This window comes from Alistipes sp. AF14-19 (assembly GCF_003461645.1).
Classification (GTDB): Bacteria; Bacteroidota; Bacteroidia; order Bacteroidales; family Rikenellaceae; genus Alistipes; species Alistipes shahii.
In genome coordinates, this window is record NZ_QTXM01000007.1 from 1 (window position 1) to 24,544 (window position 24,544).

At 60.1% G+C, this 24,544-nt stretch carries 14 protein-coding genes and 1 tRNA gene; 12 read left to right on the forward strand and 3 right to left on the reverse strand.

All coding sequences use genetic code 11. The features are described from left to right. Positions 1 to 597 precede the first annotated feature (597 nt). Positions 598 to 2,682: a S8 family serine peptidase gene (locus DWW03_RS07480; protein WP_118406588.1), complete on the reverse strand. Its 2,085-nt coding sequence runs from the start codon at positions 2,680 to 2,682 to the stop codon at positions 598 to 600. Positions 2,683 to 2,816: 134 nt separating this feature from the next. Between DWW03_RS07480 and DWW03_RS07485 the strand changes: the two genes are divergently transcribed. The 5 genes from DWW03_RS07485 (at position 2,817) to DWW03_RS07500 (ending at position 8,052) form a co-directional block, all read left to right on the forward strand. Further along, positions 2,817 to 3,431: a lipoprotein signal peptidase gene (locus DWW03_RS07485; protein ID WP_015545747.1), complete on the forward strand. Its 615-nt coding sequence runs from the start codon at positions 2,817 to 2,819 to the stop codon at positions 3,429 to 3,431. Positions 3,432 to 3,500: 69 nt separating this feature from the next. Next, positions 3,501 to 3,582, forward strand: a tRNA-Leu gene (locus tag DWW03_RS07490). Between the two features lie 488 nt (positions 3,583 to 4,070). After that, entirely contained in the window at positions 4,071 to 4,412 is a 342-nt protein-coding gene (locus tag DWW03_RS16865) for an IS110 family transposase (RefSeq protein ID WP_009597111.1), read from the forward strand. A 114-nt stretch (positions 4,413 to 4,526) separates the two neighbouring features. Beyond that, a complete protein-coding gene (locus DWW03_RS16870) occupies positions 4,527 to 4,958 on the forward strand; it encodes a transposase (protein WP_227042921.1) in 432 nt (143 codons plus the stop codon). Between the two features lie 490 nt (positions 4,959 to 5,448). Beyond that, entirely contained in the window at positions 5,449 to 8,052 is a 2,604-nt protein-coding gene (locus DWW03_RS07500; RefSeq protein WP_022062058.1) for a 4-alpha-glucanotransferase, read from the forward strand. 374 nt (positions 8,053 to 8,426) lie between these two features. On the opposite strand, the gene DWW03_RS07505 is transcribed toward DWW03_RS07500, so the two are convergent. Further along, entirely contained in the window at positions 8,427 to 9,179 is a 753-nt protein-coding gene (locus tag DWW03_RS07505; RefSeq protein ID WP_009597005.1) for a LytR/AlgR family response regulator transcription factor, read from the reverse strand. A 1-nt stretch (position 9,180) separates the two neighbouring features. Next, on the reverse strand, positions 9,181 to 10,563 hold the full coding sequence (locus tag DWW03_RS16875) for a sensor histidine kinase (protein ID WP_022062059.1): 1,383 nt from the start codon (positions 10,561 to 10,563) through the stop codon (positions 9,181 to 9,183). Positions 10,564 to 10,785: 222 nt separating this feature from the next. On the opposite strand from DWW03_RS16875, the gene DWW03_RS07520 reads away from it, so the two are divergent. From DWW03_RS07520 to DWW03_RS07550, 7 genes are all read left to right on the forward strand, one after another. Then, positions 10,786 to 12,093: an MFS transporter gene (locus tag DWW03_RS07520; protein WP_022062060.1), complete on the forward strand. Its 1,308-nt coding sequence runs from the start codon at positions 10,786 to 10,788 to the stop codon at positions 12,091 to 12,093. Positions 12,094 to 12,257: 164 nt separating this feature from the next. Next, the gene (locus DWW03_RS07525; RefSeq protein WP_022062061.1) at positions 12,258 to 15,179 is read left to right on the forward strand and encodes a SusC/RagA family TonB-linked outer membrane protein; all 2,922 of its coding nucleotides are present in this window, start codon (positions 12,258 to 12,260) and stop codon (positions 15,177 to 15,179) included. A 13-nt stretch (positions 15,180 to 15,192) separates the two neighbouring features. Next, on the forward strand, positions 15,193 to 16,851 hold the full coding sequence (locus DWW03_RS07530; RefSeq protein ID WP_009597014.1) for a RagB/SusD family nutrient uptake outer membrane protein: 1,659 nt from the start codon (positions 15,193 to 15,195) through the stop codon (positions 16,849 to 16,851). A gap of 23 nt (positions 16,852 to 16,874) precedes the next feature. Then, entirely contained in the window at positions 16,875 to 18,689 is a 1,815-nt protein-coding gene (locus DWW03_RS07535; protein ID WP_009596999.1) for a SusE domain-containing protein, read from the forward strand. Between the two features lie 107 nt (positions 18,690 to 18,796). Continuing rightward, complete coding sequence (locus DWW03_RS07540) at positions 18,797 to 21,115, forward strand: alpha-amylase family glycosyl hydrolase (RefSeq protein WP_118406589.1); 2,319 nt, start codon at positions 18,797 to 18,799, stop codon at positions 21,113 to 21,115. Between the two features lie 40 nt (positions 21,116 to 21,155). Next, entirely contained in the window at positions 21,156 to 22,463 is a 1,308-nt protein-coding gene (locus tag DWW03_RS07545; RefSeq protein ID WP_118406590.1) for an alpha-amylase family glycosyl hydrolase, read from the forward strand. Between the two features lie 183 nt (positions 22,464 to 22,646). Continuing rightward, complete coding sequence (locus DWW03_RS07550) at positions 22,647 to 24,539, forward strand: glycoside hydrolase family 13 protein (RefSeq protein ID WP_240046646.1); 1,893 nt, start codon at positions 22,647 to 22,649, stop codon at positions 24,537 to 24,539. Positions 24,540 to 24,544: the final 5 nt, after the last annotated feature.

Consider the following 24,544-nt stretch of genomic DNA (forward strand, 5'->3'; position numbering starts at 1 on the left):
TGCCGCTAGCGTTCATCCTGAGCCAGGATCAAACTCTCCATTGTAAAAAAAATAATGTATTGTTAGAGTCCTGACTATTCGTTTATCCTTTAAAAGGAAATTGACAGATAAATACTACAATTTTTCTCTCAAAATATAACCAGTAATTCAAAGAACCAGTTTAAAAAAGCTTCGCATTTTGGTTGCGAAAGGGATTGCAAAGATAAGTGTTATTTTTGAATCCACCAAATCTTTTTTAAAGATTTTTTTTCGCGGCCTCTTGCGAGACATTTGCGAAAGGGACTGCAAAGATAAGTAATCTTTTTCAAATCTCCAAAAACTTTTTCAAGAACTTTGCATCTTATTGAAATTCAGCACACAAAACCATCTCAAGCTCCTTTATTGTAAACCCTCGACTTATTTGTAAGAACCGGTATTTCTCAAACGCGGATGCAAAGGTAGCGACTTTTTCCGAACCTGCAAATATTTGCGCATCTTTTTTTGAAAAATCTTCAATTTTACCCGATAAAGCCGATACTACCTATATATATTAATAGAGGCAGAAAAACGGCGGCTCCGCACGGAACCGCCGCAGGACATACCGGGGAGGAAAGCCGGTCAAAGCCATCCGCCGTTGGCGGCCAGTCCGGCACGGGAAACGACGGCGAATTCGCGCACGAACTCCGTATCGCCCGACACCGCGCTTATCCGAAGCATGGAAGTTCCCGGTTCGGGACAGTCGAAAGTGATCTTCGTACCGTCGAACACCGCCTTCGAAGAGGACAGCCCCAGGTTGCCCGGCGATACGAACGACGCGGCAGTCAGCGCAACCCGGCTCCGGTCGCCCCCGAAATAACGCGCGAAGTCCACGGTCACCGGCTCTCCGGTCCTCACATAGACGGCGGGAGTCCCCTTGACGGCAAACAGCAGTTTCAGGGCGTCGATACAGCCTCCGCCCATTTTATTCTTATAGACGGCCATATCGGCAATAGGACCCAGCTCCCCGTCCTTCGAGCCGGCGAAGCAGTCGTCGATGCCGTAAACGGAACTCAATAGCAGGGCCTTGAATTCGGCCGGCGTATATTTCTTTCCGTTCTGCGCCGCGTAAGCAAGCCCCAGGGCCGCAACGCCCGAAACGTGCGGGCACGCCATCGAAGTCCCCTGCATAAAACCGTAGCCGTACATCCCGCCATCCTTGCGTCCGTCCTGATAAGCGATCGCATCGTCGCAGAGGATCGTGCTCAAAATCTGCGCATTGCTATAAAAGACCGTCCTCCCGTCGGAAGCGGTCCGCGTCGTCTTTCCGGAATAGCGGTCGCCTCCCGGGGCCGCGATGTCGACCCACGGTCCGTAGTCGGTATAATAGGCCGGGCGGAAACTCCAGTCCATCGCCCCGACGGCGATCACCGGATCGTAGGCGGCCGGATAGATCCGGACGTCGCCGTAAACGTCGCCCTCGTTGCCGGCGGCGAAAATCACAAGCCCGCCCTGCAACGGGGAGTTCGGGTTCCGGGTCCCCGCCCCGCGGACAAAGGTGTCGATGGCGTCGCGCATGATGCCATAATTGCTCTTCCACTCCCGCTCAAACTCCTCGGGGGTGATCTTCGTGCCGTCCGCCGTTTCGAGATTGTATCCCCAACTGTTCTGGGCGATGATCGCACCGTTGGTCCAGGCATATTCGAAGGCCTTGACCGTCGGGTTTCCCTTGCCGCCGGTCGTGCTGTTGCCCATGATCTGGCACGACATGATCCGCACGCCGCCGCTGTTGCTCCGCCCGCCGGCGATGCCGCAAACGCCCCGGCCGTTGTTGTTCACGGCGGCGATGACGCCTGCGACATGCGTTCCGTGGTCCGCGTATTCCGGATTGCGGTCATCCCCGCCGACCGACTTCCAGTCGAGTTCGGGGGTGTCGTCCCAGAAATTATAGCCGTGTTCCTGCGAATTCTTCGGATTCGACCAGATGTTCGCCCGCAGGTCGGGATGGGTGATCTGCACGGGTTCGTCGATCACCGCGACGATAACCTCCTCGCTGCCCGTGCAGAGCTGCCAGGCATCCAGCAGGTCGATGTCGGCCCCCGCCTCCGGCTTGACGGCGACATCCGGAAAGAGGCCTCCGCCCGGGTTGTCGTAATTCCACTGAAAAGGCAGCATCGGATCGTTCATCGCCTTCGCGGCGCGGGTCTCGCCCACACGGGAAAACATGCCCTCGGAAGCCGGAACGGCAGGGCCTTCGCTCATCGGACGGATATAGCGGGGATCAATCCCGTACTCCACGACCGCAACGCCGGGCAACGCCGCCAGCCGTTCGCCGACCTCGGAGAGTTGAATTTCGTCGTCGAACGCGATCGTATACCAGCGGTTGATGCCCGTCTCCTCGTAAACGTCCTCCCACTCGGGATTGTATGCGACGACACGTTCGAAACGCCCGGCGTCGATTTCATGCAGGATTGCGTCGATGCCGCCGACACCCGAACGGGTCGCGACACCGCTGCGTGTCGCGGGCCGCTGCGCCTGCGCAGCGGCAACCGCCTGTGCCGTTTCGGGCGACAGCTTTACGGAAAGACTCCCCCGCAACGCCAGCCGCGAAGTCGGGGAACCCAGCACCCGGGCCTTCCGTCCGCCATTGCCGCCGGCAGAGTCCGCAGGCTCTTCCGTACAGGCAAATACCGCCAACAGCCCGCAGAGGAGTAGCAATTTTTTCATAGATCGTCAAACTTTTCGATTTTCCAAAGATATGATTTTTCCGCCAAAGTGCATGACCCGGGAGGTAAAATCGCCCCGGAGTTCCAAAAAAGGAGATTTTTTTACTATTTTTGCAACCGAATACCACTACGATTATGAATTTCAAGAAAATATCGCTGCTCATCGTGCTGCTGCTCATCGCAGACCAGGCGCTCAAAATCTGGATCAAGACCCACATGCACCTCGACGAGTCGATCGTCGTCTTCCCCGACTGGTTCCAGCTGCGGTTCATCGAGAACAACGGCGCGGCCTTCGGCATGCACATCGCCTCGCGCGGAGGCTTCGACTGGGGCAAGCTGCTGCTGGGCGTCTTCCGGATCGTCATGGTCGGATTCATCGGCTGGCTGATGCACCACCTCTGCACCAAACGCCAAGACACGCCCAAGGGAGTGATCGTCGGCCTCGCGCTGATCTTCGCCGGCGCCATGGGCAACATCCTCGACAGCGCATTCTACGGATTGATCTTCTCCGAATCGACGCCCTACACGGTGGCTCAATTCGGGGGGCACTACGCCGGGTTTATGATGGGCAAAGTGGTCGACATGTTCTATTTCCCGCTGTTCCAATGGAACGGCGTACCCCGCCTGCTGCGGTTTCTGGTCGACAGCAACAACTATTTCTTCGGCGCGATCTTCAATCTGGCCGATGCCTACATCTCGGTGGCAGTCGTCTATCTGCTTCTGTTTCAGCACAAGTTCTTCAGCAAGTAGATTTTTTTTGAAAAAAGAGTTGGTGTTTCAGAAAAAAGTATTACTTTTGCACACCGCAATTCCAGAAATGCCCAGGTGGCGGAATAGGTAGACGCGCACGTTTCAGGTGCGTGTGCCGCAAGGCGTGCAGGTTCGATTCCTGTCCTGGGCACAAAAAATCCCGTTAGAGGAAACTCTGAGGGGATTTTTCTTTTTCCGTGTCCGCATCGTGTCCGCAATTTCATGGAGAAGGGCTCTGATTTTTCCCTGCCAGAAAGACAAAACCAGATTATTTTTGTAATTTTGTATAAACCGATTCCAAACAAACGACGAACTATCCAGATTCTGATGTAATCCCTATGTTTACAATCAGAGTTGACTGCGATGAAAGCGGATAGATGAAAAAGCTATCGAGATTTTGGTTAGATTAAAGTTGCGAGACCTTTACTAACTAAAACGACGATAGCCATGAGAGAACGAAGAAATGAAATTATTTCAAAGGACAAAAGATTTATGTAGGAATCGACGTCCATTTGAAGAGTTGGTCGGTAACGGTCTTGTCCGCGACCTCTGTACTGAAGAAATTCAGTCAAAATCCGGCCCCGGAAGCGTTGCACGGATTTCTGACGAGGAGTTTATCCGGGAGCCGAGTATCATTCGGTGTACGAAGCGGGCTTTTGCGGATTCTGGATACACGAACGCCTGACGGCATTGGGGATCGACAACATCGTGGTCAACCCGGCCGACGTACCGACCAAGAGCAGCGAAAAGCTGCGTAAGAGTGACGCCGTGGACAGCGGCAAGCTGGCGCGGAGTTTAAGAGCCAACGAACTGAAAGGCATTTATACGCCGGACAGTGTATCGTTGGAAATGCGTTCCTTGATAAGATTGAAGAACTCGATCACCAAAGACACGACCCGTCAGAAGAACCGGATCAAGTCCCAGTTACGGTGTTTAGGCATCGGGATTCCGCAGGAGTTCCTCGAACCTTTCTCCAACTGATCGAAACGCTTTTTCGCATGGCTGAAAGAGGTTGAGACACTCACTCCGAGCGATCGTCAGGCCCTCGACATTCAGCTCCGGCATCTGGAGGAACTACGCCGTCAGAAGTTGGAGATGACACGGGCTTTACGGGCCTTGGCCAAGGCGGACCGATTCCGCGAACCGCAGCGGTTGATTATGAGCGTTCCGGGGTTCGGGCAGACTACGGGAATGGCGTTTCTGTCGGAGATATGCGACATAACCCGTTTCCGCAATGCCGAACAACTGGCCGCCTATATCGGGATGATCCCGATGTGCCATAGCAGCGGAGAGAAAGACGGAACAGGAGACATTACCGTGCGAAAACACGCCGTCATGCGCTGTAATCTGATAGAGGCTGCATGGGTGGCTATACGCCAAGATCCCGCGATGAATCTGTTTTATACAGAACAATGCAAGCGGATGCCCAAGAGCAAGGCCATCGTAAAGGTCGCCCGCAAACTGGTAAATAGACTATACTTCGTGTTGAAACACCAGACCGAATATGTCAATAGTGTCGTGTCATAAGCAACCCCTTCCGGTAAACGGATTTTCCCAGAGAGAATACTACATATTGCGTGCGGCTTTGGAGTCCGCTTAATGTAAAATGCTCCTCTGGCCTTTGTAAACTAATACAGGAACATGCGGCAGAATACTGACCGCTGTGGAAAGTCTGTCTACCGAAGGATTTTTACGGGTTCTGAAATCACGGCTTTCGCAAGAGCCAAAGGTCAAAGCACATCGTGACTCCGCACCGACTCGATCGAAGGCCGGCGGAGACACGCTGTGCCTTGACCTTTGGCCGGGAAACTCATCAAGAATCGCAATGTATTGCAAATGAAATAAAAACAAATTTAACCGAAAACTTTGATCCAGATTTATTTGGATTGTAACAGGAAACGGCAGCATGGGGCCGGAACATTGTCCCCGGTCTCGTAGACCAATGAAATTTCGGACTTATTCCATGCTCTGATGTCTTTATTTCCTCAAAGTTATAATCATTAAAGTGAATATACGAATGACACTCCTGATCAGCATCGAATACCGTACCCGCTGGGGCGAACAGCTCGTACTCCGCCTCGGCAAGCGGCGCATCGCCCTGCAATACGCCGACGGCGGCGTCTGGACCTGCGCCGTAGAGCGGTACGCCCCTGCGGCGCAGCCGGCAGAATACCGTTACGAAGTCGAGCGCGAGGGCGTGTGCATCCGCAGCGAATGGCGGCCGCACACGCTGCGGATCCCGTCCCGGGAGGGGGTGCGTACGCTGCGCATTCGCGACCGCTGGCAGGAGATGCCCTCCGACACGCCGTTCTACTCCTCGGCATTCACCCGGGGCATCTTCGGCCGCGGGAAAACCGGTAATCCGAAGAAAGCAGCCGGCAACATCACCCTGCGCGTCATCCTGCCCACCCTGCGGCCGGACGAAACGCTCGCCGTCGCCGGCAGCGGCCGTGAACTGGGCGACTGGAAACGAATCGTCCCGATGGACGACAGCCGCTTCCCGGAATGGGAACTCACGCTACATACCGCACACCGGTTCGAATACAAATTCCTGATCGCCGACCGCAAGACCCTCACCCCCATCCTGTGGGAGGAGGGTGCCAACCGCACCTGGGGCGAACTGCCCGGCGCCGGCGAACACGCCCTCGACGCCGCGGCGTACCCGCGGTTCCCCGAACGCAGATGGCAGGGCGCCGGGACGGCGATCCCGGTCTTCTCGCTCCGTACGGAAGAGGATTTCGGCGTCGGTGAGTTCTACGACCTGAAACGGCTCATCGACTGGGCGGCCGCCACCGGGCAGTGCGTCATCCAGGTACTGCCGATCAACGATACCACCATGACCGGTACATGGGAAGACTCCTACCCCTACAACGCCAATTCGACCTTCGCCCTGCACCCGCAGTTCATCCGGCTGCCGGCCGCGGGCGTCGTGGAGGACGACGAGTACCGCACCCTGCGCAACGAACTGAACGCACTCCCCGAAATAGACTACGAACGGGTCAACCGGCACAAACTGCGGCTGCTCCGCCGGGCGTTCGAACGCCACGGAACCCGCACTGCGGCACGCCGCGACTACAAGGACTTCATCGCCGCCAATAGACACTGGCTCATCCCCTATGCCGCCTTCTGCACGCTGCGCGACGAAACGGGCACGCCCGACTTCACCCGCTGGGGCGGCTTCGCCCGCTATGACCGCAAAACCGTCGACGCCTACTGCCGCAGCCACAGCCGCGACATCGCATTCCACTGCTATGTCCAATACCACCTGCATACGCAGTTGTCCGAGGTCTGCGCCTACGCCCGCGACCACGGCATCGTCCTCAAGGGCGACCTGCCCATCGGCATCAGCCGCACGAGCGTCGACGCATGGCTCTACCCGCACCTGTTCCACATGGACTCGCAGGCCGGGGCTCCGCCCGACGCATTCTCGGCCGTCGGGCAGAACTGGGGATTCCCGACTTACAACTGGGCACGCATGGCACGCGACGGCTACGCCTGGTGGCGGGCACGCATGGCCAAGATGGCCGAATACTTCGACGCCTTCCGCATCGACCACATCCTCGGGTTCTTCCGCATCTGGGAGATTCCCACGCATGCCGTACACGGGTTGCTGGGCTATTTCAACCCCGCCCTGCCCTATTCCGCAGATGAACTGCGCGGCATGGGCTTCGACACGCAGGACGGACGCTACACCACCCCGGCGCCCGACGAACACATGCTCGGGGAACTGTTCGGCGACCTGGCCGGCGAAGTCCGCGCCACCTGCATGAAGGAGGGGCGGTTACTGCCCGCCTATGCCACCCAGCGCAAGGTCGCAGCCCGCTTCCCGGGCGACGACGAACGCCAGACCCGGCTGCGGGAAGGGCTCATGGCATTGCTCGACGACGTGCTCTTCATCGAAGACCCGCGCCGCAAGGGCTATTTCCACCCCCGCATCGCCCCCCACTCGACGCACGCCTACCGCCGGCTCGACGGAGAGCGCCGTGCAGCTTTCGACCGGCTCTATACCGACTTCTTCTACCACCGGCACAACCGTTTCTGGCAGGAATCCGCCCTGCGCAAGCTCCCGGTGCTCCTCTCGGCGACCGAGATGCTGACCTGCGGCGAAGACCTGGGCATGATTCCCGACAGCGTCCCCGAGACGATGCACGAACTGCAAATCCTCTCGCTCGAAATCCAGCGCATGCCCAAGACGCCGGGGGAACTCTTCGCCGACCCGGCGCACTACCCCTATTTCTCGGTCTGCACCACTTCGACGCACGACATGAACCCGCTGCGGGCATGGTGGGAGGAAGACCGCGAACTCACGGCGCGCTTCTACCACGAAGCACTCGGCATCGGGGGCGACGTTCCCTATTTCTGCGAGCCGTGGATATGCCGGCGCATCCTCGACATGCACCTCAATTCCCCGGCGATGCTCACCATCCTGCCGTTGCAGGACTGGTTCTCGACCGACGGGGAACTGCGCTACCCCGACCCGGCCAAGGAACGCATCAACGTCCCGGCCGTCGCCCGATACTACTGGCGTTACCGAATGCACCTCCCGCTCGAGGAACTGCTGCACAAGGAGACTTTCAACGAGTCGCTGCACGACATGATCGCCTGCAGCGGGCGCCGCTGACGGGCAGACTGCGGCAGCGCCGACCCCGGCCGCAAAAATAAGGGGCGCCCCGGAATTTCCGGAGCGCCCCTTTTATCATGCCGCCGCGCCATCCTCCCGGGTGCCCCTGCGGAAACCTTCCACGGGAATCCCTTCCTGGGATCTCTCAACCGAAGCCCTCGAAGGACGCCTCCGGAGGAACGCCCGCAGCATGATCCTTCAAAGTGAACTTTCAGTCCTCGGCGGAAAATTCCAGAGGAACTCCTCTGCGGAACTCCCCTCTCCCGCCGGAACCGGAGCCCCCGCCCGCCGCAGGAACGGTAACCCGGAAGGCCGGAGGACAAAACCCGGAAACGGAGGGGGGGGGCCGAAGACCTGCCCGTCGCGACCAAGGCTCAGCCATTCCCCTCCAGCCACTTCAGGAAGTCGTCGACCCGCGACCGGCTCACCACCATCTCGAACTCCGGACGCGGACGTGCCGTGATCTTCAGCCGGTTGCCCAGGTATTTCACGATGCTGACGATCGCCGGCATGGCGATGATGCAGCTGCGCGATATGCGGAAAAACCGCCCGGGATCCAGTTCGTCCGAAAGGACGTCGAGCGACTGATCCATGATGTAGCGGTTGTTGTCGTTCGTGACAAGGTAGGTGTTTTTCTCTTCCGAGTAGAAATAGGCGATGTCGGTGGTCTGCACCGGGACGATCCGGTCGTTGAAACGCACGACATAGCGCTGTTTGTATTCGCGCGGGCTGCGGATTGCGTTCAGCAATACGTCGGGGTCGATGCCCCCGCTCCGCACACGGCAACGTTCCACGGCACGCCGCAGCGCCGCGAGGTCGATCGGTTTGAGCAGGTAGTCGATGCTGTTGACCTCGAACGCCCGCACGGCGTAATTGTCATATGCGGTGGTCATGATGACCCGCGCCGTTACGTCCGCCTGGCGGAATATCTCGAAGCAATCCCCGTCGGAGAGTTCCACGTCCATGAAAATCACATCGGCACTGTTCCCCGGCGTGCGCAGCCAGAGCACCGTTTCCCTGACCGAGCCGGTCGTCCCGACGATCCGTACGTCGGGAAAATGCTGGGTCAGCGCTCGCGCCAGGTTTGCCTGGGCCATCATTTCGTCTTCTACGATCAGTACGTTCATATTACAGCAACGGTAAGGTGACACAATATTCGGTATCGGTACGGCGTATCCCGATCGGGATGCCCGACAGGTCGAGGTACTGCTGGCGGATGTAGTTCAGCCCCACACGGGTCGAGGGGTTGCCGGATACCTTCAGCTGAAGGTTGTTCGACACCGTCACGGCCTCGGCCACGGCGACGATGCGGATCACCAGCGGCCGGTCGGCCCCCACCGAGTTATGCTTGATGGCGTTTTCGATCAGCAACTGCACCGAGCAGGGCAGGACATGGCGGTTCATGGCCTCATCCGAAATGTCGGTCTCCACGCGGAACCCTTCGGGGAAACGCACCTGTAACAGGTCGACGTACATCCCCACGAAGGCCATCTCCTCGCGCAGGCGCACGAGTGTCTCCTCCTCGTTCTGGAGCATGTAACGGTAAATGCCCGCCAGTTTATGGATGTAGACGCTGGCCTGCTCCGTGCGCTGCTCGCAGACCAGACAGTCGAGGATATTGAGCGAGTTGAACAGGAAATGGGGGTTGACCTGCTGTTTGAGTTTCATGTAACGGAACTGCGCCTGGTGCGCCTTACCGCGCTCGGCACGCAGCACGGCACGTGCGACCAGGGCGTAATCAACCATAAATACGACCGAATAGAGGATTACCTCGACCAGCAGCGTGATGATCCACAGTTGCAGGAACTCCCGTGCGGTGAACGAGCGATCGAAGGCGAACGGCAGGTGCAGCCCCGTAATAAGCGCCACGCAGGCCGACGTGAGCAGCACGAACAGGAGGAAGGCCGCAATTTCGGCGATCGGGCCGTGTCGGGTTTCACGCCTGCGCGTATGCCGGACATAGATGATATTGACGCACAGCAGGATAATCAATGCCGCGGAGTTCGAAACCAGCAAGTCGGCCATGTGGTAGAGGCGGTCTGTGGAAAAGGAGGGCGAGGTGAAAAGTTCGACATAGGCCAGCCTCAGCACGAAAATCACCCCCACGGCCAGCAGCAGTAACCCGATGCGGGGCGTCCAAGCCGAGGAGCGGCTCGCCGTGTCGTCGCCGCGGCGAAACAACTTGGTAAACCACACGATACTCCAGCCCAGGATCTCGGTGGTGATGAAGGTCGAAACGGCATGCACCACGGGCGGGGCGTGCAATAACAGCTCGATCAGCTGCGCACCACCCGTACCCAGCAGGTAGCCGATCACATTGACGACGATCACGCTGGCTGCGGTGAACTCCACATTCAGGCCCCGTTTTAGGCAGATCAGCACGATCAGCACGATCGTCAGCAGCGTCAGCACCAACTCGTCGTTGATCCCCGCCAGATGGCACGAAAGGGCGACCACGGCATGGAGCACGGCGAACAGGTGGATGATTCCGGACACTTTGAGCGATCGCATATAGGCTGACTGAGGCTGTATTAAAGTATATACGGGTTTCGTTTATTACGAATAAAGGTAGTGTTTTTCCGCGGAAATTCCAAATCGTCCCCCGCGGGCTACCGTTCGTCGCAAAAATCCGCCCGTTCATCCGGCTGAACCTTCCGTTCGTCGCCCTGCGGTTCGCCGTCCGGATTTTTTTATTAAAATTTGTATAACCTGAAAACCAACCGAAAAACCGAAATGACCAAGCCTAAACTCTCATTTTGGCAGATTTGGAACCTCAGCTTCGGCTTCCTCGGCGTGCAGATCGGATATTCGCTCCAGAATTCCAACACGTCGAGCATCTTCGAATCGCTGGGGGCAGATGTCAGCCACCTGAGCTACTTCTGGCTAGCAGCACCGCTGGCCGGCATGATCGTTCAACCCATCGTGGGGCTTTTTTCCGACGGCACCTGGACGCGCTGGGGCCGCCGCATACCCTACATCCTGGGCGGGTCGCTGATCTCAACGCTGGCGCTAGTACTCATGCCCAACTGCCCCAAACTGCTCGCCTTCGCTCCGCTCGCCATGGGGGCTTTCATCCTGCTGTTCATGGATTTGTCGTTCAACGTCACGATGCAGCCCTTCCGGGCGCTGGTGGCCGACATGCTCGACGATTCGCAGAAGACACAGGGCTACGTGGTACAAACCTTCCTGATAAACCTCGGTGCGGTCGTCGGCGCTATCCTGCCGCTCGTCATGACATGGCTCGGCGTGTCGGACGAGGCCGCTCCGGGGCATGTTTCGCCGCACATCGCCTACTCCTACTATGCCGGGGGCGCGATCCTGCTGCTCACGGTGCTCGTCACCTCGTTCAAGACACGGGAATATCCGCCCGGGGAGTTCGCCCGCTACAACAACCTCTCCGAGGAGGACGCCAAACCGATGAGCTTCGTCGGCCTCATGCGCAACGTCCCCGGCGTGATGGTACGGCTGGGCGTCACGCAGTTCTTCTCGTGGGCGGCGCTCTTCCTGATGTGGACTTACCTCAAACCCGCCATCACGGGTGTAGTCACCGACCATGCCACGGGCGAAGTGCTCTCGGCCGGCGCCACGCAGACATGGGTCGGCGTGCTCAACGGCACCTACCCCATCCCCGCCTGCATCGCCGCCCTGTTCCTCGGGCGCGTCGCCGCGCGCTACGGCAACAAACCCGTCTACGCTGCCTGCCTGCTCGCCGGGGCGCTGGGCTTCGCGGGGTTGTGCCTGCTGCACGACCAGTACGCGCTGATGCTCCCGATGGTGGGGATCGGCATCGCCTGGGCGGGCATCCTCGCCATGCCCTACGCCATCCTGTCGCGCGCGGTCGAGCCACGCCGCATGGGCGTATACATGGGTATCTTCAATTTCACGATCACCGTCCCCCAGATCGTCATCGGACTGACCGGCGGTGCCATCGTCAAGTACTGCTTCGCCTCCGATGCGGCCGACATGCTGGCGCTCGCCGGGGTATTCATGCTGCTGGCCGCCGTGTCGGTCTTCCTGGTCAAAGAACACAAGGCCCAATGACCTACAATCCATAAAATCAACTTATAAACTAACCAAAATTCTTATGAAACGATTTTTAACTATGTGTGCGGGTATCTTGCTCATATGTCAATTTACCCCCCCCCCTCACGCTGGCGCAAAACGCTGGTTATGAGGTAAAAGGCGTAGTTGTCGACAAGTCCGGGATGCCGATCCTGGGCGCTACCGTCGTCGAAAAGGGCACGACCAACGGTGTCTCGACGGGCATCGACGGCGACTATGCCATCCGCGCCGCCGGCCCCGAGTCGGTCATCGAGGTCAGCTATGTCGGTTACAAGACCGTCAGCCTGGTGGCCAGTTCGTCGCTGCTGGCGCACCTCACGCTCGAAGAGGATGCCATGGGTATCGACGACGTGGTGGTGATCGGCTACGGTACGGTCAAGAAGAACGACATGACCGGTTCGGTCGTGGCGATCAAGGCCGAAGAGTTCAACCGCGGCGCCGTGGTCTCCACACAGGACATGCTCAAGGGTAAGGTTCCGGGCGTGCATATCATCCCCGGCGACGGAGGCCCCGGATCGAGCGCCACCATCCGCGTGCGCGGTGCGGCTTCGCTCAACGCCTCGAACGACCCGCTGATCGTGATCGACGGGGTGCCCATCGCAGTCGACGGCGGCAAGGGTATGGCCAACCCGCTGGAGACGATCAACCCCAACGACATCGAATCCTTCACCGTGCTCAAGGACGCTTCGGCGGCGGCCATCTACGGTTCGCGCGCCTCGAACGGCGTCATCCTCGTCACCACCAAGAAGGGGCGCGGCAACACGCCCCGCGTATCGTACAGCGGCAGCGTGAGCGTCCAGACCAACTCCGACGAGCTGCCCGTGATGTCGCCCGGCGAGTTCCGCACCTACATCGACCAGGTATACCCCGCAGGTACGACCACGGGCGACAAGGTGCAGTCGATGCTCGGCGACAAGAACACCAACTGGCAGGACTTGGTCTTCCGCACCGCCATTTCGCATGACCACAACGTCAGCCTGATCGGCAACATCAACGATAGGATGCCCTACCGCGCATCGGTGGGCTACACCAACCAGCAGGGTACGCTCGAAACATCGAAATACGAACGCGGGACGCTCGACCTGAGCCTCTCGCCCAACTTCTTCGACAAGCACCTCACGGTCAACCTCAACGCCAAGGGCGTCATCACGTCGCAGCGCTACGCCTCGGGCGGCGTGGTGGGTTCGGCGGCCTTCTTCAACCCCACGATCGACCCCTATTTCCGCAACGACGACGGTTCGATCGACTACACGACCACCAACGGATACTGGAACTACGGATCGGGCCGCGGCGAGGACTTCACGCCCAACACCCTGCTGGGCGCAGGCCCGCTCTCGCAGCTCTACGACCGCGACAATACGGCGCGTGCCAAGCGTTTCATCGGCAACGCCCAGATCGACTATAAGGTTCACGGCTTCGAGGCGCTGCGCTTCAACCTCAACCTCGGCCTCGACGTATCGAGCGCCAAGACCTACGACGGCGTGAACCCCGGCTCGTTCCAGGCATACACCGACACCGAGGCCCGCGGCTGGGGACAGTATTCGTGGACGACGAACTTCCGCCGCAACCAGCTGCTCGAATTCTACGCCAACTTCAATAAGGAGTGGGGCATCCACCACCTCGACGTGATGGCCGGTTATTCGTGGCAGCATTTCTACAGCTCCGACCACTCGGTATCCTATTTCAACGAGACGCACGAGCAGAAGGGCGAGGATTCGCGCTACCCGTTCAACCGCCAGGAGAATTATCTGCTCTCGTTCTACGGACGCCTGAACTATTCGATCGCCTCGAAATACCTCTTCTCCTTCACACTGCGTGACGACGCCTCATCGCGTTTCTCGAAGGATACCCGCTGGGGCCTCTTCCCTTCGGGCGCCTTTGCGTGGAACATCGCCGAGGAGAATTTCCTGAAGGATTCGCGTGCCGTCTCGGCCCTCAAGCTGCGCGTCAGCGTGGGGCAGACCGGGCAGCAGGAGATCGGCTCCAATTATCCCTACCTGGCGCGTTACGACATGTCGACCGACGTCTATAAGACCTATTACATGGGCAGCGCCGGGCACATGTTCTACCTCACGCCGGGCGCCTACGACCCCAACATCAAATGGGAGACCACGACGACCTACAACGTCGGCCTCGACTTCGGGTTCCTCGGCGGGCGCATCAACGGCAGCGTCGACTGGTACCTGCGTCAGACGGACGACCTCCTGAACAACGTCATCACCCCCATGGGCTCGAACTTCGGCAACACGGTGCTCACCAACATCGGCTCGATGGAGAACAAGGGCGTGGAGTTCAACCTGAATTTCATCCCCGTGCAGACCAAGGACTGGAACCTCACGGTCGGCTTCAACGGCACGTTCCAGCACACCGAGTTCACCAAGCTCAACAACACCGACGACCCCGACTACGCCATCCAGGTGAGCAGCATCACCAAGGGTACGGGCAACCTGCTCCAGCGCCACATGGTGGGTTATGCACCCTACACCTACTACTGCTTCCAGCAGGTTTACGACCAGGACGGCAAGCCGATCCAGAACGCATTGGTGGATCGCAACAAGAACGGCCAGATCGACCAGGGCGACCGTTACATGACCGACAAGAGCCCCAACCCCGACTTCTTCTACGGCATCAGCCTCAAGCTGAGCTACAAGAACTGGGACTTCGGCTTCAACGGCCACGGTTCGGCGGGCAACTGGGTCTTCAACGACTTCGCCTCGGCCAACTCGACGTCCAACATCGACATCAACGCCGGCAACCTGCCCAACTTCGCACGGCTGGTCAAGAAGACCGGCTTTACGAAGGCCAACAGCGGCGAGCAGTGGTATTCGGACATGTTCCTCGAAAACGCTTCGTTCTTCCGCATGGACGACATCAACCTCGGGTACACGTTCAACAAGATTGGCAACTGGAAGGGCTCGATGCGCGTCGCCTTCGGCGTGCAGAACGTATTCGTCATCACCGATTACAGCGGCGTAGACCCCGAAATACCGGGCGTCAACGGCATCGACGGCTCGATCTGGCCGCGCCCGCGCACCTATTCGCTGCGTCTGAATGTAAACTTCTAAAAACGAACGAACCATGAAAATCGACATAAAACATTTCGCCTTGGCGGCGGCAGGCGCAACGATGCTGCTCACTTCGTGCATCGGGGATCTCGACACCCTGCCCCTCAACCCGTCCGACTCGACCTCGGAGACCGTCTACGGGAAAGACGAGAACGGCTACCTGGCCGGGCTCACCAAACTCTATTTCAATTTCGTCTCGAACGACACCACCGACCTGCAGGTCAGCGACGGCGGCGCCTCGGAGCTCATCCGCGCATTCTGGACGATCCAGGAGGTTACGGCCGACGCCTGCAAATGCGCCTGGGAGAACGACGCCTGGGTTCGCGCCATGAATACCGACACGTGGTCCGACGCCGACAACGACGCGACCTACGCCGTCTACGTACGTACGTTGCAGGGCATCGCCTACGTGAACGAGTACCTGCGCCAGACCGCCTCGGACAAACTCTCCGACCGCGGCGTGAGCAGCGAACTGGCCGCCAGGATCCAGAGCTTCCGTGCCGAGGCCCGTTTCCTGCGCGCCTATTTCTACTGGATCGCCCTCGACGTGTTCGGCGACGTGCCGTTTACGACCGAGACCTCGCCCTTCGGCGGCGGTGTGAACCCCAAACAGGCCTCGCGCAAGGATGTCTTTGACTACTGCATCTCGGAGCTGACCGACCTGGCTTCGGACGAAAGCGCGATGCCTGCCGCACGCTCGAACTACCCGCGTGCCGACAAGGGTGCGGTCAACGGCCTGCTGGCCCGCATGTACCTCAATGCCGAGGTTTATGCCGGCACCCCGATGTGGACGGAGGCCAAATCCGCCTGCGAAGCGATCTTCGGCATGGGCTACTCGCTCTGCCCGGAGTATTCCGACCTCTTCCGCGGCGACAACGGCGAGAACGCCGACGCCCTGAAGGAGATCATCTTCGGCGTGGCATACGACGCCGAGCAGACGCAGTCCTACGGCGGCACGTCGTACCTGACGCTGGCAGCCATCGCCGCCACCGACGTGACGGCCGAACAGAAGATCAACGGCGTGAACAACGGCTGGGCCGGCATCCGCGTACCCTACGAATACGTACAGAAATATTTCAACGCCCGCAACGCGGACTACACCACGGGCGAATATACGGTCAACGACAAACGCGGCGGAATGTTCTACATCAAAGGCCGCCAGGAGTCGATGAACGATGCGCTCTATGTCTTCCTCAACGGGTGGACTTGCCTCAAGTTCAACAATATCCCCCACAACATGACCAACGACGAATTCCTTGCCACGGCTGCATCGAAGGCATACAGCGACATCGACTTCCCGATGATCCGCCTGGGCGAGATCTACCTGATCTACGCCGAGGCCTGCATGAACCTGGGACAGGCCAACACCGCGCTGCCGAAGCTCAAGGAGCTGACCGACCGCGCCGGGGTATCGGCCCCCTCGTCGGTCACGGCCGACTACCTGCTCGAGGAGCGTGCCCGCGAGCTGATGTGGGAGGGGCACCGCCGCACCGACCTGATCCGCTACGGCAAGTTCACCACCCCGTCGTTCCTCTGGACATACAAGGGCGGCACCTTCACCGGACAGGGGTTCGATGATTACATGAAAATCTTTGCCATCCCTTCGTCGGAGCTCGCTTCCAACCCCGAACTGCACCAGAATCCCGGCTACGGAAACGCAACCGATAAATAACCAACCCTAAAAATCGTACGACTATGAAAATTACACGATATGCGATGATGCTGGCGGCTGCGACGGGGCTCCTCTCCGCCTGCCAAAAGCTCGACGAGGTAAAGGCCTACGACCCCGACAAGGTCGTGGCGCCCGTGCTGCATGCGCTGCCCGGGGAGATCGTCATTACGCCCGACAACATGGGCTCGACGCAGACCTTCACCTGGGACGCCGCCGACTTCGGCGTCCGCACCCAGATCAACTACTCGATCGAAGCCTCGTACAACGACGGTGCGAAACTGGTGCTCTTCACGGGAATGAACGGCACCTCGTCGGAACAGACCTATGAAAGCCTCAACAACATCCTTGCGCTGTCCGTGGAAGACGGCGGCCTGGGGGTTCCCTCGGGCGAACCTACGGACGTGGATTTCTACATCAGCGCCACGATCGGCACCGACTTCGAAAAATTCTACTCCGCCCCCGCCACCGTCCGCATGACCGTGACGACGGCCGAGCGTACCTATCCCCAGGTCTGGGTAATCGGCGATTACTGCGGCTGGAATTTCGACAACGCACAGGGACTGTTCTGTTTCTCCGGCGACGAGGTCACCTACGAAGCTATCGTTGACTTGGGCGAAAAAGCCGCCAACGGCTTCAAACTGAGCGGCGAAGCCGGTTGGAACGATGCCTGCAACTGGGGCACCGACGGTGATGCTGCGGCTCCGGAAACGGAAGCCCCGTCGATCACGCTGATCTCCAGCGGCGGTTCCGGAAACATCATGGTCTATTCCAAGCGCTTCTACCGCTTCGTATTCGACCGTTCGACATTAACGTTAAGCAATAAGCTGTCGTTCAACTCGATGGGTATTATCGGCGATGCCACTCCGGGCGGCTGGGACACCGACACGGAGATGAATTTCGACACCCAAAAACAGCGTTTCTGGGTCGACGTCACACTGACCGCCGGGGAATTCAAATTCCGTGCGGACAACGACTGGGCGATAAACTTCGGCGGGGCGGACGGACGCCTTTCGCAGAACGGCGACAACATCAAGGCCACGGCGGGCAACTACCGCGTATACGCAACCCTGAACAACTCTGCGGAGATCACCTACGAACTCAATGCCGGCGACTACGGCACGGGCGGCGGCGAAGAACCCGACCCGGGGCCGGAAAAGGCCGACTGGTACATCCACGGCCAGACCGTCGCAACCCCCGACTGGGGCCCGACGGCCATGGAGAGCGCCAGCTCGAACATCGTGGCCTACAAGGCCGCAGGGGTCGAGGTAGCCGCCAACTCGGAATTCCTCTTCAAGAGCGGCGACGAGTCGCAGTGGATCGGGGCCGACGCCGCATTCGCCGGCAGCAGCCCCTACACCTGCACGATCGGCTCGGCCTTCAAGGTTTCCGCCGACAAGGTCAATGCCGTGATCGCCGAAGCCGGCACGTACGACTACTGGCTGCTGCCCGAGGCGGGACGCGCCTACGTGATGGCCGCAGGCGCCAAGCCCGAGCTGGTCGCCGACACATGGGGACTGGTCGGCAACATCACCGGATGGGGTGACCTGGGCGATTTCTCCATGAGCGAGGAGGGCGCCTACCTCGTTCGCAAAGGCGTAGTCCTGACCACCGCCAGCGAATTCAAGATCCGCTTCAACAACGCCTGGGACGACTCCAAGAACTACGGCACGGCGTCGGGCGGTGCGGTCGACATCAACAAGGCCGTCGACATCATCACCAGCGGCGGTTCGCAGAACATGAAAGTCCAGCTCGACGGCACCTACGACATCTATTTCGACCTCGCGAATTCGCAGATATACATCATGTCCGAGGGCAAGACCCCGGCAGAGGCCGAATAACGGCCACCCTTTCACGGGACGGCACACAGAGATTGCCGTCCCGTTTCTGGCCTGCCGCCCCTGACCGGACGGCAGGCCCCGAAACGAACTTTAACCGAGATTCCGCTATGAAAAAATTTCTTTTCCTGCTGCTGGCACTCGTACTTTCCGTATCCGTGTCGTGCAGCGACGACAAGACCGGCGATACCGGCGGCAGTATGCTCTCCGTGACCCCCACGGAGATAGAATTCGAAGCCGCAGGCGGCAGCCGGCTGCTCGACCTGCGCACCGATGCGGGCGCGTGGTCGCTGACGCAGAGCGACAATACCGCATGGTGCACACCGGCCCTCACATCGGGCAAAACCTCCACGTCGTTCGCGGTCACGGCGACCGCAAACGAGTCGTCGAAACGCTCCGCGACGCTTACCTTCACCGCCCCGGGCTGCGATCCGGTCGTCGTCACCGTGACACAGAGCGGCGATGCCTCCCAGGATTTCGAGGGCGAGCAGGTCGTCGCCCAGCCCGATGCGTGGGACAACCGCAAACGCGCCGACATAAGCTACCAGCTGCTGGTATACAGCTTTGCCGACGGCAACGGCGACAAGGTGGGCGACCTGCCGGGGCTGACCCGGCGGCTCGACTACATCGACGCACTCGGCGCCTCGGCCGTGTGGCTCTCACCGATCCATCCGGCGGCTTCGTACCACGGTTACGACGTGCTCGACTACGAGGCGGTCAACCCCGCCTTCGGGTCGGACGCCGACCTGAGGGCATTCATCGACGCGGCCCATGCCCGCGGCATCCGGGTCTACCTGGATTACGTGCTCAACCATACGGGCAAAGACCACCCGTGGTTCAAATCGGCCGCCGCGTCCGAAGGGAGCCCTTACCGTGACCGCTATATCTTCTCCGAAGACCCGCAGGCCGACATCGCGGCCGGGCGGATCGACCAGATCGCCACGGAAGGCGCCGCAGGCTACGATGCCGGACAATGGTTCTCGACCGACACGGGGGCGGGTGCCGCCGGGCGCTTCAAGTTCGTGCTCGACTGGACAAATGCCGACAGCCCGACGGTGACCGTTACCGAAACGACCGATGCCGCGGATGCGGACAATACGCAGGGCGGCGCGGACGACAAATACCTCTATTTCGGCAACGGCACGAGCAAACGCTTCTACGCCAGGGGCGGCAACAGTTACGAACTGACGCTCGACTTCGATTCCGACTGGGGATTCCTCGTCCGCACCTCGACCACGTCGTGGGCCGCAGGCACCAAATACGGCGCCCCCGACAACCGGACGATCATCCGGTTCGGGGAGCCCTTCACCCTGATGTCGAACCGCTCGGCCGATCCGGCCAACGTGCAGTTCTCGCTGCCGACGATGTACCATTCGCACTTCTGGACGGCGGCATTCGCCGACCTCAACTACGGCAAGGCCGCCGAGGCCGAGCAGTCCGGGGCGTTCAAGGCCGTCACCGAAGCGGCCGACAAGTGGGTACGCATGGGCGTGGACGGGTTCCGCCTCGATGCCGTGAAGCACATCTACCACAACGCCTACAACGACGAGAACCCCACGTTCCTCAAGAAATTCTACGACCGCATGAACGAGAGCTACAAGGCCGCCGGCGGAGAGGGCGATTTCTACATGGTGGGCGAGATGCTCGACGAAGCGGACAAGGCGGCACCCTATTACCGGGGGCTGCCGGCGCTGTTCGAATTCACGTTCTGGTACAAGCTCAAATGGGCGCTGCAAAACGGCATCGGATGCTATTTCGTCAAGGACATCCTCGACGTGCAGCCCCTCTACGCACAGTACCGCAGCGATTATATCGAAGCCACGAAACTTTCGAACCACGACGAGGATCGCACGGGCTCCGACCTGGGACAGTCCGCCGAAAAGATGAAGGTGGCGGCCGCCGTGCTGCTCACGGCGCAGGGCGCACCCTACATTTACCAGGGCGAAGAGCTCGGGTACTGGGGCACCAAATCCAACGGCGACGAATATGTCCGCACCCCGATCCTGTGGGACAAGGCGGGCAACGAACTGGCTTCGGGAAGCCTCTCGGGCAAGATCGACATGCAGATGCTGACCCCGGCGATCTCGGTCGAGGCACAGGCCGACGACGACGGTTCGCTGCTCAACCTCTACCGCACGTTCGCCCGGCTGCGCAACACCTACCCCGTGCTGGCGCAGGGCAAGATGGTCAAACACCCGGTCTACAACGACGGCAACACCTCGCAGCAATCCATCGCGGCCTGGTACCGCGAGCTGGACGGCGAACGGATGCTCGTCGTGCACAACTTCGGCCGGGAGGAGCAGATACTGACCCTTACCGACCAACCGGACAAGGCCGTAGGCGTCTCAGGTGAAGTGAAACTTCAGCGCGGCGACGCTTCGTCGAAACTGCTCATGGGCGCCTGGTCGTCGGTGGTATTCACGCTCTAAACGACACGCCATGAAACGCTTGCCCGCATTACTACTCGCAATGGTACTGGTTGCCTGCGGCACACGGCCGCAGCAACCGGCCGCCCACCCCGACTGGAGTTACAACTCGGTCGTCTACGAAATGAACGTGCGCCAGTACACCCCCGAAGGGACGCTGGCGGCGGCCGCACGCCACCTGCCCCGGCTCAGAGAACTGGGCGTGGACATCGTCTGGCTGATGCCCGTCTACCCCATCGGCGTCAAGGAGCGCAAGGGAACCCTCGGCTCGTACTACGCCATCTCCGACTACGAAGCCGTCAACCCCGAATTCGGCACGCTGGAGGATTTCGACCGGTTCGTAGCCGACGCCCACAGACTCGGGCTGCGCGTAATCCTGGACTGGGTGGCCAACCACACCTCGCCCGATGCCCGCTGGATCGAGGAGCATCCGGCCGACTGGTATGTGCGCGACTCGCTGGGCAACACCATCGTGCAGTACGACTGGACGGACATCGCCAAGCTCGACTACGGCAACACGGACATGCGTGCCGCAATGGCGGCCGCCATGCGTTTCTGGCTCAACCGCGGCATCGACGGATTCCGCTGCGATATGGCGTGCGAGGTACCCATCGACTTCTGGCAGCAGACGCTGCCCGCACTGCGGAAGGAGTACCCCGGCATCTACCTGCTCGCCGAGGGCGAAGCCCCCGCATTGCACGACGGGGCGTTCGACGCCTCATATGCGTGGGAACTGCACCACCTGCTGAACGACATCGCACAGGGACGCAAAAGCGCCGCAGACCTGCGTGCCTACGTCGCCAGAGACTCCGCTGCCATGCCGCGCGAGGCGTTCCGCCTAATGTTCACCTCGAACCACGACGAAAACTCGTGGGCCGGGACGGAATTCGAGCGCATGGGCGACGCGGCACGCGTGATGGCGTTGCTGACCTTCACGCTGCCCAACGGGCAGCCGCTCGTCTATACCGGACAGGAGATGGGGTTCGACCACCGCTTCGAGTTCTTCGAGAAAGACCCCGTACCCGCGTGGGAACATAACGGGTTTACGGATTTCTACACCGCACTGATCCGGCTGCGCCACGAGAACCCGGCGCTCGCGGCCGGAGAACGCGGCGGGCAGGCCGCATACCCGCTCGGAGAACGAACACCCGACGGCCTGATGCTGTTTTCCCGCACGGCCGGCGGCAACGAGGTGACAGTCGCTGCGAACCTCAGCGCGGAGGAGGTCGCATTCGACCTGCCGTTCGAGGGCTCGCGCCGCGAGTTCTTCACCGGGAAGGAATACACGGGCGGCACCCGCACCGTGCTTCCCGCATGGCAGTGGCAGGTCTTCGCACAAGACAGGAGATAAGGGTTGCGGACATGCGCCGGGGATGCGCGGAAACAGCGACAGGAACCCCGATAGCACCCGACGGGAATAGACAGTAAACCATCCGAAAAGCACGGGGATGCGCATGAGAAGCACAAGGATGCCCCGGGCGAAACGGGAATCGCTGGAAACCGATTTTTTGCTAACTTTACAAACGACGATATTTTGAACCGATTTTTCATGACACTCGCAGCAGCCGGCCTGCTCTCCTGCACAGGGACAGGACAGTCCGTATTCGACCCCGCCTCGGTGGCAGACGCCTCGGGCGAGGTTACCCGCGTCGAACCCCTCTCGTGGTGGACGGGAATGCAGACCCCGCTCCAGTTGCTCGTCAACGGGGCCGGCATCGCGGCATACGACGTCCGCATCGAAGGCGGACAGGGCGTCGGGGTGAAGGCCCGCCACAAAGCCGACAGTCCCAATTACCTATTCGTGGACGTGAAGGTGAAACCCGACGCGGAACCGGGCACCTACTACCTCGTATTCTCGCAGGGGGAACGGCAGTTCAAGGTTCCCTATGAGATCGCGGCACGCGCCGAAGGCTCGGCCGCACGCAAGAGTTTCACCACGGCCGACATGATCTACCTCCTGATGCCCGACCGCTTCGCCAACGGCGATGCGTCGAACGACTCGACGCCCCACACGCGGGAGCGCGCCGACCGCAGCGCCTTCTTCGGCCGCCACGGGGGCGACCTGCAGGGGATGATCGACCACCTGGATTACATCGCAGGGCTGGGCGCCACGGCCGTATGGCCCACGCCGCTGTTGCTGGACGACGAACCCGAAGGTTCGTACCACGGCTACGCCTGCGGCGACTACTACCGCATAGACCCCCGGTTCGGCTCGAACGAACTGTATAGGGAGTTCGTAGGCAAAGCCCACGAGCACGGGCTGAAGGTGATTATGGACATCGTCACCAACCACTGCGGCACGGGCCACTGGTGGATGAAAGACCTGCCTTTCAGGGACTGGATACACCAGTTCCCCGAATACACCGGGACGAACGTCTGCTTCTCGACGAACATGGATCCCAACGCTTCGCGCTACGACCTTGACCTGCAGGAGAGCGGCTGGTTCGTGCCGTCGATGCCCGACATGAACCTCGACAATCCCTACGTGCTGCAATATTTCAAGCAATGGGCCGTGTGGTGGATCGAGTATGCCGGCCTGGACGGGTTCCGCGTCGACACCTACCCCTACAACGAGAAGGTGCCGATGAGCGAGTGGTGCGCGGCCGTACGCAGGGAATACTCCGATTTCAACATCGTGGGCGAATGCTGGACGTCGTCGATCCCGCAACTGGCATACTGGCAGGGCGGCAATCCCAACAAGGACGGCTTCGACTCGCACCTGCCGTCGATCATGGATTTCCCGCTGCAGGAGGCCATCTGCCGGGCGCTGCCCACCGACTCGCTCCGCTGGGGCGAGGGCATGACGCGCGTCTACGACTGCCTGTCGCACGATTTCGTCTACCATGACCTGTCGAAAATGATGATCTTCGTCGCCAACCACGACACCGACCGCATCGGCGACATCGTACGCGGGAACCCCGACCGGCTGAAACTCTCGATGGCGATGCTGGCCACGATGCGCGGCATCCCGCAGATATTCTCGGGTGACGAGATGATGTTCACCTCGAAAGACCTCTCGCAGGGACACGGCGGGCTGCGCGTGGATTTCCCCGGCGGCTGGGAGGGCGACGCGGTGAACCTTTTCGACCCCGCGCAGCGCGATGCCGTACAGGCGGGGCTCTTCGACTACACGCAGCGGCTCTTCCAATGGCGCAAGTCGAAGCCCGTGATCCACAACGGCCGCACGATGCACTTCCTCTCGCGCGACAACACCTACGCCTATTTCCGTTATGACGACACCGACGCGGTATTCGTCTTCATCAACAACTCGCGGGGCAAGAAACAGGTGCCGTGGTCGCACTATGCCGAGATCGCCTCGGGGCTGAGCGACGGGCGCAACGTCCTGACAGGCGAAGCCACGGAAGTGGACGATACCACCACGGTCGGCCCGCGGCAAGCGCTGATCGTAGAATTCAAACGTAAATAACAAGA

What these genes read in the sequence shown, in the direction of transcription:
- DWW03_RS07480 (WP_118406588.1), bottom strand. Translation starts at nt 2,682, where the DNA reads ATGAAAAAATTGCTACTCCTCTGCGGGCTGTTGGCGGTATTTGCCTGT.
- DWW03_RS07485 (WP_015545747.1), top strand. Translation starts at nt 2,817, where the DNA reads ATGAATTTCAAGAAAATATCGCTGCTCATCGTGCTGCTGCTCATCGCA.
- DWW03_RS16870 (WP_227042921.1), top strand. Translation starts at nt 4,527, where the DNA reads ATGACACGGGCTTTACGGGCCTTGGCCAAGGCGGACCGATTCCGCGAA.
- DWW03_RS07500 (WP_022062058.1), top strand. Translation starts at nt 5,449, where the DNA reads ATGACACTCCTGATCAGCATCGAATACCGTACCCGCTGGGGCGAACAG.
- DWW03_RS07505 (WP_009597005.1), bottom strand. Translation starts at nt 9,179, where the DNA reads ATGAACGTACTGATCGTAGAAGACGAAATGATGGCCCAGGCAAACCTG.
- DWW03_RS16875 (WP_022062059.1), bottom strand. Translation starts at nt 10,563, where the DNA reads ATGCGATCGCTCAAAGTGTCCGGAATCATCCACCTGTTCGCCGTGCTC.
- DWW03_RS07520 (WP_022062060.1), top strand. Translation starts at nt 10,786, where the DNA reads ATGACCAAGCCTAAACTCTCATTTTGGCAGATTTGGAACCTCAGCTTC.
- DWW03_RS07525 (WP_022062061.1), top strand. Translation starts at nt 12,258, where the DNA reads ATGCCGATCCTGGGCGCTACCGTCGTCGAAAAGGGCACGACCAACGGT.
- DWW03_RS07530 (WP_009597014.1), top strand. Translation starts at nt 15,193, where the DNA reads ATGAAAATCGACATAAAACATTTCGCCTTGGCGGCGGCAGGCGCAACG.
- DWW03_RS07535 (WP_009596999.1), top strand. Translation starts at nt 16,875, where the DNA reads ATGAAAATTACACGATATGCGATGATGCTGGCGGCTGCGACGGGGCTC.
- DWW03_RS07540 (WP_118406589.1), top strand. Translation starts at nt 18,797, where the DNA reads ATGAAAAAATTTCTTTTCCTGCTGCTGGCACTCGTACTTTCCGTATCC.
- DWW03_RS07545 (WP_118406590.1), top strand. Translation starts at nt 21,156, where the DNA reads ATGGTACTGGTTGCCTGCGGCACACGGCCGCAGCAACCGGCCGCCCAC.